This is a genomic window from Kribbella sp. NPDC026611 (assembly GCF_040638345.1).
GTDB lineage: Bacteria > Actinomycetota > Actinomycetes > Propionibacteriales > Kribbellaceae > Kribbella.
The window spans coordinates 41497-54271 of the sequence record NZ_JBEZYC010000011.1; the positions used below are offsets into that span (position 1 = coordinate 41497).

At 66.1% G+C, this 12775-nt stretch carries 15 protein-coding genes; 8 read left to right on the forward strand and 7 right to left on the reverse strand.

Going from position 1 to position 12775, the window contains the following annotated elements; translation table 11 throughout:
* Positions 1 to 20 precede the first annotated feature (20 nt).
* From AB0E69_RS34880 to AB0E69_RS34895, 4 genes are read left to right on the forward strand one after another with little or no spacing between them, the layout of a single operon-like run.
* Positions 21 to 959 carry an ABC transporter permease subunit gene (locus tag AB0E69_RS34880; RefSeq protein ID WP_360156316.1) on the forward strand — a complete coding sequence of 313 codons (939 nt, stop codon included), beginning with the start codon at positions 21 to 23 and terminating at the stop codon, positions 957 to 959.
* On the forward strand, positions 956 to 1876 hold the full coding sequence (locus AB0E69_RS34885; RefSeq protein ID WP_360156319.1) for a carbohydrate ABC transporter permease: 921 nt from the start codon (positions 956 to 958) through the stop codon (positions 1874 to 1876). Before AB0E69_RS34880 ends, AB0E69_RS34885 begins: the two co-directional genes overlap by 4 nt.
* Before the next feature lie 38 nt (positions 1877 to 1914).
* On the forward strand, positions 1915 to 3477 hold the full coding sequence (locus AB0E69_RS34890) for a DUF3502 domain-containing protein (RefSeq protein WP_360156322.1): 1563 nt from the start codon (positions 1915 to 1917) through the stop codon (positions 3475 to 3477).
* A gap of 6 nt (positions 3478 to 3483) precedes the next feature.
* Positions 3484 to 3993: a LacI family DNA-binding transcriptional regulator gene (locus AB0E69_RS34895; protein WP_360156325.1), complete on the forward strand. Its 510-nt coding sequence runs from the start codon at positions 3484 to 3486 to the stop codon at positions 3991 to 3993.
* Here AB0E69_RS34895 and AB0E69_RS34900 read toward each other — a convergent pair.
* Positions 3990 to 5072, reverse strand: a complete 1083-nt coding sequence (locus AB0E69_RS34900) for a LacI family DNA-binding transcriptional regulator (RefSeq protein WP_360156328.1) — start codon at positions 5070 to 5072, stop codon at positions 3990 to 3992. The two genes, AB0E69_RS34895 and AB0E69_RS34900, sit on opposite strands and share 4 nt — an antisense overlap.
* A 41-nt stretch (positions 5073 to 5113) precedes the next feature.
* Positions 5114 to 6172, reverse strand: coding sequence for a LacI family DNA-binding transcriptional regulator (locus AB0E69_RS34905; RefSeq protein ID WP_360156331.1), 1059 nt, complete (start codon positions 6170 to 6172; stop codon positions 5114 to 5116).
* 82 nt (positions 6173 to 6254) lie between these two features.
* On the opposite strand from AB0E69_RS34905, the gene AB0E69_RS34910 reads away from it, so the two are divergent.
* Positions 6255 to 7013, forward strand: a complete 759-nt coding sequence (locus AB0E69_RS34910) for an alpha/beta hydrolase (protein ID WP_360156334.1) — start codon at positions 6255 to 6257, stop codon at positions 7011 to 7013.
* A gap of 14 nt (positions 7014 to 7027) precedes the next feature.
* Here AB0E69_RS34910 and AB0E69_RS34915 read toward each other — a convergent pair whose 3' ends face one another.
* Both AB0E69_RS34915 and AB0E69_RS34920 read right to left on the reverse strand, forming a co-directional pair.
* On the reverse strand, positions 7028 to 8641 hold the full coding sequence (locus AB0E69_RS34915) for a hypothetical protein (protein WP_360156337.1): 1614 nt from the start codon (positions 8639 to 8641) through the stop codon (positions 7028 to 7030).
* Positions 8642 to 8652: 11 nt separating this feature from the next.
* Positions 8653 to 8817 (reverse strand): hypothetical protein, encoded by a 165-nt coding sequence (locus AB0E69_RS34920; RefSeq protein WP_360156975.1) that lies wholly within the window; start codon positions 8815 to 8817, stop codon positions 8653 to 8655.
* Positions 8818 to 8939: 122 nt separating this feature from the next.
* Between AB0E69_RS34920 and AB0E69_RS34925 the strand changes: the two genes are divergently transcribed.
* Together AB0E69_RS34925 and AB0E69_RS34930 are read left to right on the forward strand one after the other, a co-directional pair.
* A complete protein-coding gene (locus tag AB0E69_RS34925) occupies positions 8940 to 9371 on the forward strand; it encodes a hypothetical protein (protein WP_360156340.1) in 432 nt (143 codons plus the stop codon).
* Positions 9368 to 9691: a transcriptional regulator gene (locus AB0E69_RS34930; RefSeq protein WP_360156343.1), complete on the forward strand. Its 324-nt coding sequence runs from the start codon at positions 9368 to 9370 to the stop codon at positions 9689 to 9691. The genes AB0E69_RS34925 and AB0E69_RS34930 overlap by 4 nt, the downstream gene beginning before the upstream one ends.
* 771 nt (positions 9692 to 10462) lie before the next feature.
* Here the strand turns inward: AB0E69_RS34930 and AB0E69_RS34935 are convergent.
* Genes AB0E69_RS34935 through AB0E69_RS34945 form a run of 3 tightly spaced genes read right to left on the reverse strand, consistent with a single transcriptional unit; the run spans position 10463 to position 11770 of the window.
* Positions 10463 to 10930: a YdeI/OmpD-associated family protein gene (locus AB0E69_RS34935; protein ID WP_360156346.1), complete on the reverse strand. Its 468-nt coding sequence runs from the start codon at positions 10928 to 10930 to the stop codon at positions 10463 to 10465.
* The gene (locus tag AB0E69_RS34940; protein ID WP_360156349.1) at positions 10927 to 11388 is read right to left on the reverse strand and encodes an SRPBCC domain-containing protein; all 462 of its coding nucleotides are present in this window, start codon (positions 11386 to 11388) and stop codon (positions 10927 to 10929) included. Before AB0E69_RS34940 ends, AB0E69_RS34935 begins: the two co-directional genes overlap by 4 nt.
* Positions 11378 to 11770, reverse strand: coding sequence for a metalloregulator ArsR/SmtB family transcription factor (locus tag AB0E69_RS34945; protein WP_360156352.1), 393 nt, complete (start codon positions 11768 to 11770; stop codon positions 11378 to 11380). Before AB0E69_RS34945 ends, AB0E69_RS34940 begins: the two co-directional genes overlap by 11 nt.
* A 372-nt stretch (positions 11771 to 12142) precedes the next feature.
* On the opposite strand from AB0E69_RS34945, the gene AB0E69_RS34950 reads away from it, so the two are divergent.
* Positions 12143 to 12745: a hypothetical protein gene (locus tag AB0E69_RS34950; protein WP_360156355.1), complete on the forward strand. Its 603-nt coding sequence runs from the start codon at positions 12143 to 12145 to the stop codon at positions 12743 to 12745.
* The last annotated feature ends 30 nt before the right edge of the window (positions 12746 to 12775 follow it).

Below are 12775 nucleotides of genomic sequence, written 5' to 3' on the forward strand. Positions count from 1 at the left end.
AAAATCGGAAGGAGACTGCCATGACCGATCTGCCGGCCGGGCGGCGCCGCGCGATGCTGCGGACGGGTCTGTGGCTGGGAGTGCTGGCGTTGCCCGCCGTGGCGTTCTTCCTGGTCTTCAGCTACGCCCCGATGGCCGGGCTGGTGGTCGCCTTCAAGGAGTTCGACATCAGCCGCGGGATCTTCGGCAGCCCGTGGAACGGCCTGGACAATTTCCGGTACTTCTTCAGCTCGGGCGACGCGCAGCGGATCCTGGTGAACACGCTGCTGCTCAACGTGCTGTTCCTGGCCGCGACGCTGGCCGCCGGAGTCACGCTCGCGATCATGCTCAACGAGCTCCGCGGCCGGTACTTCAAGCGCGTCGCCCAGTCGACGATCTTCTTCCCGTACTTCGTCTCGCCGGTCGTGATCGCGATCATGCTGCAGGTGCTGCTGTCCGGCCCGGCCGGCTCGGGCGGCGCGGTCAACGACGCGCTGTCGGGCTTCGGCCTGCCGACGGTCAGTTGGTACACCGAGCCCGGTCCGTGGCCGTGGATCCTCACCGTGGTGAAGGTCTGGCAGATGGGCGGCTACATGAGCGTCATCTTCCTGGCCGCGATCACGTCGATCCCCGAGGACGTCTACGAGGCCGGCCAGATCGACGGCGCGAGCCGGGCGCAGATGGCGCTGCGGATCACGCTCCCGTTGCTGAAGCCGACGGCGGCGGTGCTGCTCGTCCTCGGCGTCGGCCGGATCTTCTACGGCGACTTCGGCACGATCTACGCGATCATCGGCGACAACGGCACGCTATTCCCGACGACCGATGTCATCGACACCTACGTCTTCCGCTCCTTGCGCCAGATCGGCGACTTCGGCACCACAGCGGCGATCGGCCTGTTCCAGTCCGTCGTCGGGTTCGTCCTGGTCGCGACGGCGCTGCTGATCCAGCGCCGGTACTCCAAGGAAACGAGCCTGTTGTGACCACTGCCCTCACCTCGAGCCTGGCGAAGACGACCACCCGCACCGCCACCCGGCGGCGGCGCCGCCCGGAGGCCTTCACCGTCGTCAGCGTCATCGGCGTCACCGCCTTCATGCTGGTCTGCCTGGTGCCGTTCTGGATGATCGTTTCCGGGTCGTTCACCGACGAGCAGACGCTGGCCACCACCGGCTACAGCCTGATCCCGAGGCCGTTCTCCACCACGTCGTACGAGCTGATCTTCACCGGTCCGACCGTGCTGAGCGCGTACACCGCGAGCATCTTCATCACCGTCCTCGGTACGGCGATGGCGCTGACCTTCACGTCCGGGTTGAGCTGGGTCATCGCGCGGCGGCTGCCGTACGTCAGCAGGCCGTTGGCGGTCTTCGCGTACATCCCGATGCTGTTCAGCGGCGGACTCGTCCCGCTGTACCTGCTCGTCACGCAGTACCTGAAGCTCCAGAACAGCTACTTCGCCGTCATTCTGCCGTTGCTCGTGGCACCTTTTCTGGTGTTCATCCAGGTCTCGGCGTTCCGGCAGCTGCCCGAGGAGATCCTCGACTCGGCGCGGGTCGACGGCGCGGGGGAGATGCAGATCTTCTTCCGGATCGGGCTTCCGCTGTCGAAGCCGATCCTCGCGGTGGTCGGCCTGTTCTACGCCGTGCACTACTGGAACGAATGGTTCACGGCGCTGTTGTTCATGTCGGACGTGCACAAGTATCCGCTGCCGCTGTTGCTGCAGAACCTGATCTCGAACGTCTCGTTCTCGCAGATGCTGCCGACGGCCGCGGAGCAATCGACGCCGGTCTACCAGCTCCGGCTCGCCCTGACGGTCGTCACCATCGGCCCGATCCTGCTCGCGTATCCGTTCGCGCAGCGCTACTTCGTCAAAGGCATCACGCTCGGAGCCACCAAAGGCTGACGGCTCCTCCCACCACTTCAGTACTTCCAGGAGGCATCGTGCCCGCCACATCTCCAGCCGGTCTCAGCAGGCGCGGCTTTCTGGCCGCCACCGGCGGCCTGTCCCTCGCATCCCTTCTCGGCCTGAACGGCTGCGGCGACTCGTCGTCCGGTTCCGGCTCCGGTGGTAGCATCGACAACCTTGCGTTGCTGCTCCCCGGTGACGCGCCGAAGGGCTGGGACGCCGTCCTCGCGAAGGTGAACGAGAAGCTGAAGAAGGATCTCGGCTTCACGATCTCGCCGCAGTTCATCGCCTGGTCGAACTACCAGCAGCAGTCACTGCTGAAGTTCACCGCCGGCGAGAGGTTCGACACCGCACTCCAGGCCCGCTGGCTGAACATGATCCAGCTGGTCGCGAGCAAGTCCCTCGTGCCGGTCGGCGACTTGATCGGCAAGTACCCGAACCTCAGCAAGACGCTCGATTCCCAGCTGCTCGAGCAGAACAAGTGGTCCGGCAAGCTGTACGGCATCCCGCAGGTCAACTCCGCCGCCCGCCTGCACCACTTCACCGTCCGGCGGGACCTGGCCGACAAGCTCGGCGCCGGCGACCTCAGTACGTTCGACCAGCTGGAGAAGTTCTGGTACGACGTAAAACAGAAGGTGAAGATCACTCCGGTCGGCATCTCGTCGAACATGCCCGACCTGCTCGTCGCGTTCGCCCCCGTCGGCTGGCTCAACCAGCACGACTGGGAGAACCCGCACGTCAGCGTGCAGACCTTCAGTGGCGGCTCGTTCCCGTTCTACCTGGCGCAGGACGGCAAAACGACCGGCTCGGCCCACCCGATCCCGTTCTGGGAGGCGCCCGGCGTTCTCGACGCGCTCCGCACGGTGCGCAAGTACTACCTGGACGGAATCATCAACAAGGACGCGCTCAACGTCGACTCTTCCACGATCGGCACCCAGTTCGAGTCCGGCCGGATCTCCACCCGATGGGCGATGACCGACGGCCTGTCGTCCCAGGCGCTGGCGCCGCTGCGCAAGGCCGTGCCGGGCGCCCAGATCGCCAACGTCATCCCGCTCGGCGGCGGCAAGGACGCGAAGCCGAACCAGACCTTCCAGGCCGACAACTTCGTCGTGCTGAACGTCAAGGGCAAGAGCAACGAGCGCGCCCTGCAGCTGGAGGACTGGGTCTCGATCAAGGAGAACCACGATCTGCTCAGCTACGGCGTCGAAGGCAGGGACTGGAAGCCGGTCGGCACGGACAAGTTCGAGCAGCTCTCGCAGTACGGGTTCCCCGGGTTCGCCCTGTGCTGGCGGCAGAAGCTGGAGAAGAAGATCAAGGACATCACGCCGACCGAGGAGGCGTGGTTCGACTGGGCGCAGGACTACGACAACTTCACCGTCGACCCGTACGCGTCGTTCGTGCCGGACGTGACTCCGGTGAAGCGGCAGGACAGTCAGGTGAGCGCGGCGATGACGCAGTACGGGAACCCGTTGTGGATCGGAGCGGTCGACGTCGACAAGGGCCTGGACAGCCTGAAGAAGGCGGTCGACAAGGCCGGGCTCGCGGACCTGCAGGCCGAGATGGAGAAGCAGGCGAACGCATACCTCAAGGGTGCCTGAGGACCGATGAGTACGCCGCGGAGAAAGCTCGCCGTCGTCGCGCGGGAGGCCGGCGTCTCGGTGTCCACGGTGTCGAAGGTACTGCGGGCGTACCCGGACGTCGCGCCCGCGACGCGCGAGCGGGTACGCGCCGTACTGCGGAGCGCCGGGTATCCGGTGGAGCGCACGGTACGACGGAGCGCGTCCGTGCTCGTCGATGTCGTGGTCGGCAGCACCGGGACGAGCTGGGCCGGCGAGGTTCTCACCGGCCTGGCCGAGCGGGTCCGCGAGCCCGGGCTGGCTGTCGTGGTCACGACGGTCACGCCCGGGTCCCCGGTGCCCCGGCTGTGGCTGGAGCAGTTGTTCACACGTGGCAGCCGCGGGGTGATCGGGCTCGATGCCGAGTTCACCGAGGTGCAGCTGGCGTACCTCGCGGCACATCAGATCCCTTGTGTGGTGGTCGATTCGGGCCCCGGTGACGCGGTATCACACGCGCTGGCGGCGATCCTCGAGATACCCGCGGAGCTCGCCGGCTAACGCACCCGGCTGACCGAGCTCCGGATCACCACATGGGTCTTGAACAGCCTGTGATAGCCGGCCCAGCCCGGCTGCAGGTGCTGGTCGGCGACGGCGATCTGGGCCGCCGTACGCCCGAGATCCTCGTAGGGCACGTGCACGGTGGTCAGGCGCGGGCGCAGGTCCTGGGCGAGCTCGACGTCGTCGTACCCGACGACGGACAGATCCTCCGGCACGGACAGGCCCTGCTCGTTCGCGGCAGCGTAGACCCCGGCCGCGACCACGTCGGTGCCCGCGAAGACCGCGGTGAAGTCGTGGCCCGCGGTCAGCCTGCGCCGGGTCAACTGGTAGCCAGATGCACGCGTGAAGACGCCGTGCTCTATCAACTCCGGAGCATCCGGTACACCGAAGTCGGTCAGCGCCCTGCGATACCCGGCGAGCCGCTCGATGCTGGTGCTGTGCCGCTCCGGGCCGGCCAGGAACAGGATCCGCCGATGGCCCTGCGACAGCAGATGGCTGGTCAGGGCGTACGCGCCGTTCTCGTTGTCGTACTCGATCACGGCGGCCGGAACCCCGTCGCCCAACGGCGGCCGGCCGCACAGCACCAGCAACGATCCCGCCGCGTGGAGTGAGTTCGCGAGCTCGGTCATCTTCTGCCGGTACTCGTCGGCCTCGTCCGTGACCCCGCCGATCAGGATCACCGCGCCGGCTCGCTGCTCTCGCATCAGCTGGACGAGCGCCAGCTCGCGCTCCGGGACGCCCTGCGTGGTGCCGATCAACGTGAGCCAGCCGCGCTGCGCCGCTTCCTGCTCGACACCGTGCGCTGCGTCCGCGAAGGACTGCCCGCGAACATCCGCCAGGATGAAGGCCATCGTCTTCGATCCTGCTCCCGCCGCGAGCGCCCGCGCATGCGTGTTGGCGGAGTAGTTCAGCTCGCGGATCGACCGCTGGACTCGTTGCCGGGCGGAGCGGGAGACCGGGTAGTTGTCGGCCAGCACGCGGGAGACCGTCGCCGGTGAAACCCCTGCGTGGGCGGCCACATCGGCAAGCGTCGGACCCGTCGACGCCCGCCGGCGACCGGATGCTCCCTCGTCTGTCATGTTCCCCTCTCGTGGCATCGCCGCCAGAGTCTAATCCCGGGCTAATCCTGACGGGGAGGAGCGGTGGACGACCGGATCACGACGTGCGTGCCCAGCATCATGTGCTGGTCGAGAGCGTGCTCGTCGCGGTGCAACGCCAGCCGTACGGCGGCGCGCCCGAGTTCCTCGTGCGGGATCCGGACCGTCGTCAGCGCCGGGTTCAGGTCCGCGCTCAGCGGGATGTCGTCGTACCCCACGACCGAGACGTCTTCGGGGATCCGCAGGCCGGCGTCCCGGAGGGCGGCGAGGACGCCGGTGGCGACGATGTCGGTGACGGCGACGACGGCCGTCATCCGGGCGCCGCGAGCCAGCAGCGTCGTCGTCTGCCGGTAGCCGGACTCGCGGTCGTAGTTGCCGCTGACAATCAGTTCGCGGTCGACCTCGACACCGCGGGCAGCGTGTGCCGCGGTATACCCGCCGAGTCGCGCGCCCGTCGTGCTGTGCTCCGGCTCGCCGGCGCCGACGAACGCGATCCGCCGGTGCCCGAGAGAGATCAGGTAGTCGGTCACCGCGAACGCGCCGCCCTCGTTGTCGTACTCGACGACAGTGGCCGGCACGTCCGGGCCGATCGGCGGACGGCCGCACAGCACCAGCCGCGAGCCGACCCGGTCGAGCGAGTACGCGATCTCCGCGATCCGGCCGGTGTGGGACTCGGTCCGCAGGCCGCCGCCGACGAGTACGACGGCCTCGGTCTGCTGCTCGCGCATCAACTCGATCAGCTCGAGCTCGCGATCGGGATCGCCGTGATGGGTGGAGACCAGACACACGCGACCCTCGGCGGTTGCCTGCAGCTCGACGCCCTGGCCGATGCACGCGAACAACGGCCCGACCAGGTCGCGGACCACGAACGCGACGGTCCGGGTCGATCCGCCGACGAGAGCCCGGGCCTGGGCGTTGATGACGTAGTCGAGGTCGCGGATCGCGCGGAGCACTCGCTTCCGGGTCGAGGCGCTGACCGGGTAGTCGCCGCCGAGCACGCGGGAGACGGTGGTGGCGCTCACGTTCGCGGCGGCCGCGACGTCCTTGACCGTCGGCCGGCCGTTGGACGACGGTCTGGGCACCCGGGGTCTCCTCGAGAGTCGAAAATTCGCTGCTGGAGTTGGAGCTGGAGCTGCATAGAAAACGTTAACTATGCTGCCACTCATGCAGCCCGATGTCGAAGCCGTACGGCTGTGCTTCACGGCCGAAGGAGCCGGTGAGCCGATCCTCCTGGTGCACGGCTGGGGCGGGGACGGCCGGTCCTGGGATCCGGTCGCGTTCGCGGGCCGCCGGGTCGTGACGGTCGATCTCCGTGGCCACGGTCGCTCCCCGGTTCCTTCCGAGGGATACCTTCCGCAGGACTATGCCTTTGACCTCGGCACGCTGATCGAGGCGCTCGACCTCGGACCGGTTGTCGCGGTCGGCCATTCGATGGGTGGGCAGATCGTGGTGCGGCTGGCCATCGAACGGCCGGACCTGGTCCGGGCGGTGGTGGCGATCGACCCGGCGTACGGCGCCGACGAGGTCGAGGCGGCGTCCTGCGAGCAGCGGCTGATGGATCTCCGGCGGGACGGCGCTGCTGCCGCCGTACGGCAGTTAGGCGATCTGACCGACCGCGTGCGAGACCAGCTGTTGCGCACACCGGGGCACGTCCTCGCTGATAGCTATGCCGGGATGTACACCGATCCCGGCGCGATCGGCGCACGCCCCGCGGCCGCGAAAGCTCTCGCCTCGCTGGACCAGCCGCTCCTCTGCATCCGCCCGACCCCGTCGATGGCAGCCTGGGACCTGACCTGCTCGCTCCGGCCCGGCTCGCGGGTGGTCCTCTGGCCCGGCGCAGGACACTTTCTGCACCACGAACGACCGAAGGCCTTCACACAACTCGTCGACAACTGGCTGGATTCGCTGGACGAATTACCATGAGGACGCTGACCGAGCTATGTCAGCGGACTGACCTTGTAGGCTCGCTTGATCTCTTGATCGGCTGTGTTCCCCATGGAATCAACGAGGTGGGTCCGTAGCGATACGTACTGCGCGCCGGCCGGTACGGTGACGGTGGCGTAGGTCTCGTGGACAGGGGCCGACCGCCAGGTCGCACCGTCATCGGTGGATATCTGTACGGTCAGCGTCGTCACCTTTCCGGCTGTGGAGCCGTCAGGAGCCGTCGCGGTGATGGGCAGCCGGTGGGTCCGTCGTGTGCGTACGACGTTCTTGGCGTCAACCGCCGGTCGGGCGGTGACGGTCCAGAGGGGCAGTGGTGTCTGCGTCTTCGTGGTGTCCGACCGGAAGCCCCAAGAAGCGCGGACGGCCGTGGACACGTCAAGAATCCCGGTCGATACCGTGCTCGCCTCGACTCGGTAGTCGGCCGGCCCGGGCGGCACGTCCACTTCGCCTGGTGTTGTGGTGAAGGGGTACGGCAGGTTCGCCAGCTGGGTTCCGTTGCGCCGGAGAACAAGTGAGCCGTGTCCGGTGGCGGCCCAGGAGGTGTGACTGCGGGCGTCGGCCTGCAACGGGGCGATCCGCAGGGTGTCACCGGTCCGGGAGTTGAACTGCGGTCTTCCTTGCGCCTGACCGAACACGGCGGAGCCGATGACGTCGGTATAGGTGCCGGACGGCTGATAAGTAGCGGGGTCCCCCGACAGGCCGAAGCCGCCGTCGTCGGTGAAGTAGTACGCGCTTGTCTGCCAGCTCAGTCCGTTGGTATTCACGTAGACGGTTGGTGTGGCAGGCAACGTCCGGTAGGTGAAGGTGTAACCGCCGCCCATGATTTCGTCGGCTCCGAATCCGTCGTACCCGAGGCTGGCGATGGTGCCAGGTGCTTGCGCGACCAGCGTCGGCCGCAAGGTCGCGAGGTCGCGCTGATTGACAGCTTTGGTGTAGCCGGTGGGGTACCCGTCGATGGCAGGCCACGCCAGCGAGTAGGACACCGGTGTGTCGTCGAATCCCTTGGCGGTGGGCTGGGCCCAGATACTGCGGACGGCGCTGGTCAGTCCCGGCACGGACGGGCCGAGCTGAGCGGTGTAGATGCGCTCCGGGCCACCGAGCCGCGTAGAGACGCTTGTCGAGTAGCCTCGATTGTTGACGGTGTAATTGCTGTCGACAACTGTTCGTACTTCGTGGACAGCGGACGAGGGCGGATCGATGCGAACCTGTCTGGCCTGCCGCGCGTCGATGGTCAGCGTCAGGTCGGAGTCGACATCCAGCCGTGGCTGGATGAGCTGACTGGTCTCAATGCTCCCTTTGCCGATCCCGATCAGGCTGTCGACGAGGTACTGCCCGGCGGGAACCTGAAGGGTGGTCGTGTCGCCGTCCTGGCTGGACTCCAGGGCCTCGGCCGTTCGGCGGTTGACGACCGTGTCGAGAAAATCGACCGTGGCAGTTCCGGACCTGTCCAGGTGCCGGATGGTCACCGTGTAGTGGGGTTCGTTGGCACTCGCGTTCGCCGGTCCTGGCAAGCCGGCGAACGTGAGCAGGGCCGCAATGCCCACCACCGTCGGCCGAGCGATAGAGATCATACTGTCTGAGATGCATCGACGCGGCAGGTATGTCACATCTGTCAGAGTCACCACCAGTACGCAGCTTGGATCGTGTACGGGTCTTCGAGGCGGCGAACCTCTTCCTCGGAGAGGTCGAGACCGAGGGCGGCGCCCGCGTCCGCGAGGTGGAGCGGTTTGGTGGCTCCGGCGATCGCCGCGGAGACGACGGGCTTGGTCAGCAACCAGTCCAGGGCGACCTGTCATCGGGACGCTCGAGACCGCTTGATGCGTAAACGAGCTGATTCGGTGCACTTGAAAGCTCTTCAAGTGTGTCGCATGATCTGGTGAGCCCTTGTATCAGGAAGGAGCGTCCATGAACAGCAGTGCCGACGGGCCTCTCGATCATGATGCCGCCGCGAGCAGGATCACCCAGCTGGAGAACCGGGTAGCTCGCATGAAGCGAATCTACGTCGGTGGCGTTGTCCTGCTCGGCGTCATCTCGCTGGCCTACTTCGCGGTAGTGGGCGCGATACCCCGGGCGGTCGTGAAGCCGTACGATTCCCTCCTCATCCTGTTCCCGGTGACGCTGTTCTTCGTGGGCATGGGTATCCGCCGGGCGAGCACGTCGGCACCTGGTGTGCTGCGCGTCGAACAACGACTATGGGCCGGGTACGTCGTAGCCGTCGTCGTCGCCGGCGCGCTCGACATCTTCGTGTTGAGGCAGGGCACGATCGCCGCAGCCCTGCCCGGCCTGCTGCCGGCCGCGGTCTGCTTCGCCGCCGCACTGGCCCTCCGCGAGAAATGAACGAGCCACACCCACGCCACAAACTCGACGAAATCATCCACTCCCCGGTGCGCCTGTCGGTCATGGCAGTACTGGCCACCACCAGCGAAGCGGACTTCAGGTACGTGAAGGACATCGTCGAGGTGAGCGATTCGCTACTGTCCAAACACGTCGCCGTCCTCAACAACGCCGGTTACGTCCGAATCGTCAAGGGAGTTGCGGACCGCCGACCTGTCACCTGGCTCAGCCTCACCAAGACCGGGACCGAGGCGTACCGAGAATACGTTCGTACGCTCAACCGAATCATCAGCAGCAAGAAGACACAAGACGATACGCACTGAACGCTCACCCGTGACCTGAGGTTCGATGAGGCAAGGGTTCCGGCCGCTTGGCCTGGGACCGGTGCGTGACGGATTTGCCGTTGCTGTCGGTCTCGACGACCTTCGACGAGATGCGTACCCAGGTTCCGATTTGCAGTGGTGGCCTCGCCATGTCATGCCTCCAACCGAAGTGATGGTTGGCTGCTGGCTTTCAGCAGATGAGGACGCGCCGATCTGACACCGCGCACCGAAACTCGCTCACGTACGGGGTGTTGACCGTGTTTGAGACCCAGCATGACCGCGCCGCCCGACTCGAGACTTTCCTGGACGAGGGTTTCGAGAGTTCGGACGCAGGACGTCGGCTGCCGATCCAGCTGTCACGGACCAGGTCGAGGAACATCGTGTTGGTGAGGTACCGACTGACGTCGTCGTACCCGATCCGGATTCGTCAGGTGGTCCGCGCTGCGTGGCCGCGTCCGCCCCGGCAACGAGCGGTGTGCCGACGAGGGCGCGGCTGAAGTCGGTCGCGCTGGGGAAGCCGAGGTGAGTGGCGCGCGAGAGAGTCCAGGCCGAGTAGCCGAGAGCGTGGGCATAGTCCTCCACCCGGCAACGCCGGCCTTGAGCACGTTTTCGGGCTCGCTCTCGACCTGATAGGCCTCATCGATACCGCACCGTCTCCTATCGACTCACTCACTAGCCGACCTGACCCCTGGTCTGAGCTGCCCGGACCAGCCGAACGGATAGCGCCAGCTAGTCAACCCAAGGGTCGGAGGAGAGTTCACCTTCACGCGTTCATGACTCGCACGCCGTCCCTGGGAGTTCGGTGAGGCGCTCTACTGTCAGGCGAATGCGGCGGGCGCGGGTTTCGGGCTTCTTCGCCGAGGTCACGTTCTTGATCGTCTCGCGTTGCCGGAATCTGGTGAGTTGATCGAAGGCCCTCGTTGCATCGGCCTGGGCCAGGGCGATGGCGAGGTCGTGAGGTACTTCGACATTCTGATCCTCTGCTGCCTCAAGTTCGATCGTGACGTCGACCGTGTCGCCGGCGGTAGCGCCTACCTGCCGTTGGACATCCTTGTTGACGGCTGTCATGTAGGTGCCGTCCATCTTGTGGAGAGTGGCACGAACCGGCTCGCCATTGATCGTGAGGAGCGCTGGCAGCAGACGTGCTGTCCCGAGCGAGGATGCGAGCTCGGCGGGCACGCACAGGCGGACGGTGTTGCGCTCCTTGACCAGTTCGACGTGGAAGGCGATGGTGCTCAAGTCGTCGTCTCCGAGCCGGTCGTTGTCCCCGTTGCTTGGGCCAACAGGTACGACGGTAGCCGGCCGGTCGTGAACTTCTTCCAGCCGCTTCGGTGCATGAAAGCGAGGATGGCACCGCTCGGTCCCTCGAATCCCTGGTGGTCCAGCCGCAGCTGTGTCCCTGCGTCGTCTGCGAGCGCGGTCAGGGTCCACCGGACAGTGGTGGTGTTTCGCATGCGTCGTCCCTTCCAGCTGTAAGCGAGCCGATGGGGTTCGTCAACTTCCAGGACCTTGCCTTCGATCACTCCATCCCAGCCCGGCATTGGTTTTGCGCGTAGCTGGAAGTGGTGTCCGACGACGGGTGCGAAGTCATGGACAGGCATCAGCCATTCCGAGAGGGCTTCGGGGTCAGTAAGAGCCCGCCAGACCGTGGATGGCGGATGAGGCAGGGTGGTCTCGAGGGTGAGGTCACGTCGCATTGTCGGGTTCTCCTGGTTCTGGTGGACTGCTTGCTTCTGGATGGCTTGGCATGGTTGTGGTTTGCCGGTCAAGGTAGTCGTGCAGGCCTTTCAGCCGTTCGGACCAGAACTCGCTGAAAAGCGAAGCCCAGTCGAACAGGTCCTGCAGTGGCTGAGGCTGGATGCTGTAGAGGCGCTGGCGGCCAGCGCGGCGCTCCCGCACCAGTCCGGCGTGACGCAGCACAGCCAAGTGGCGAGAGAGCATCGGCATCGTCACTTCCAGGCGGTCTGCGAGTTCCGTGACGGGGATCTCTCTGAAGCGCAGCAGAGTCTCCAGCACAGCGCGTCTAGTGGGGTCGGCCACAGCGCGGAACACGTCCTCGGTAGCACTCGGCCTCGACATGCATCATACTTACGCTAAATGTGAACTATTCGCAAGTCTGACCCCACTTGTAGCCATCGTCGACACAGCGACCAGTTGGTGGCGGCAACTGTCGGCACGCCGGCCGGCGGCCGCTCCGCACGGCTTCGCCCTGCTGGACGGCTCGCTCGCGCCGAGCGTCAAGGATGCCTGTCCAATCGAGCAGATCGCCTTGGTCGTGGGTGGCCTACTTCACGGGCATGACACTTTCGCGAGCGCTTCTACGGCATGCTGTTCGAGCACGGACCCTGCATCGCACGTGCCGCCTTCGAGCTCGAACCCGACTCCGTGTACGGCGCGCCGTAGGGCGACAAGTTCAACACCCCGTTCAAGGTTCAGCTGGGCAGTGCGTCGGTGACGCCGTCGTCGGTCAATGAGACGGCGACCGGTGACTCCGGTGGGTTCGACGTGAGGTTCGAGTCGAGCGTGCCGCTGGAGGGACTGAAGGTAGACGCCTTCGGGCTCAGCCAGCCGAGTACGACGACTGAGACGGCGCATCAGGACAACCCTGACGACCCGTCGACGGCGAGCGTGCGGAAGAACCTCACGCTGTCGCACGCGTCCCGGTTGAGCGTCAGTACGGCGCTCGACAGCAACGACCTCGACCTGTTCGTGGTCCGGGATGCGAACAACGACGGAGTGTTCTTGCCGTCCGAGGTCGTCGCCTCATCCACCACGTCGACCGCGAACGAGTCGGTCGACCTGGTGAACCTGCCGGACGGCAACTACCAGATCTGGGTCCACGGGTTCTCGGTGAGCGGTACGCCGGCCTTCACCCTGAACGTGAACGCGATCCAGGGCAAGGACCTGACCGTCAGCGGCGTACCCACCGGCCCGGTCGCGGCCGGCGCACCGGTCGCGCTGCACGTCGCCTACAACAAGACGATGACACCCGGCCAGACCTACAACGGCGAACTCCTCCTCGGCCCGTCCTCGGCACCGTCCGCGCTGTCCTGAGGAGGAATACGCACCTTAACCACACGTTTA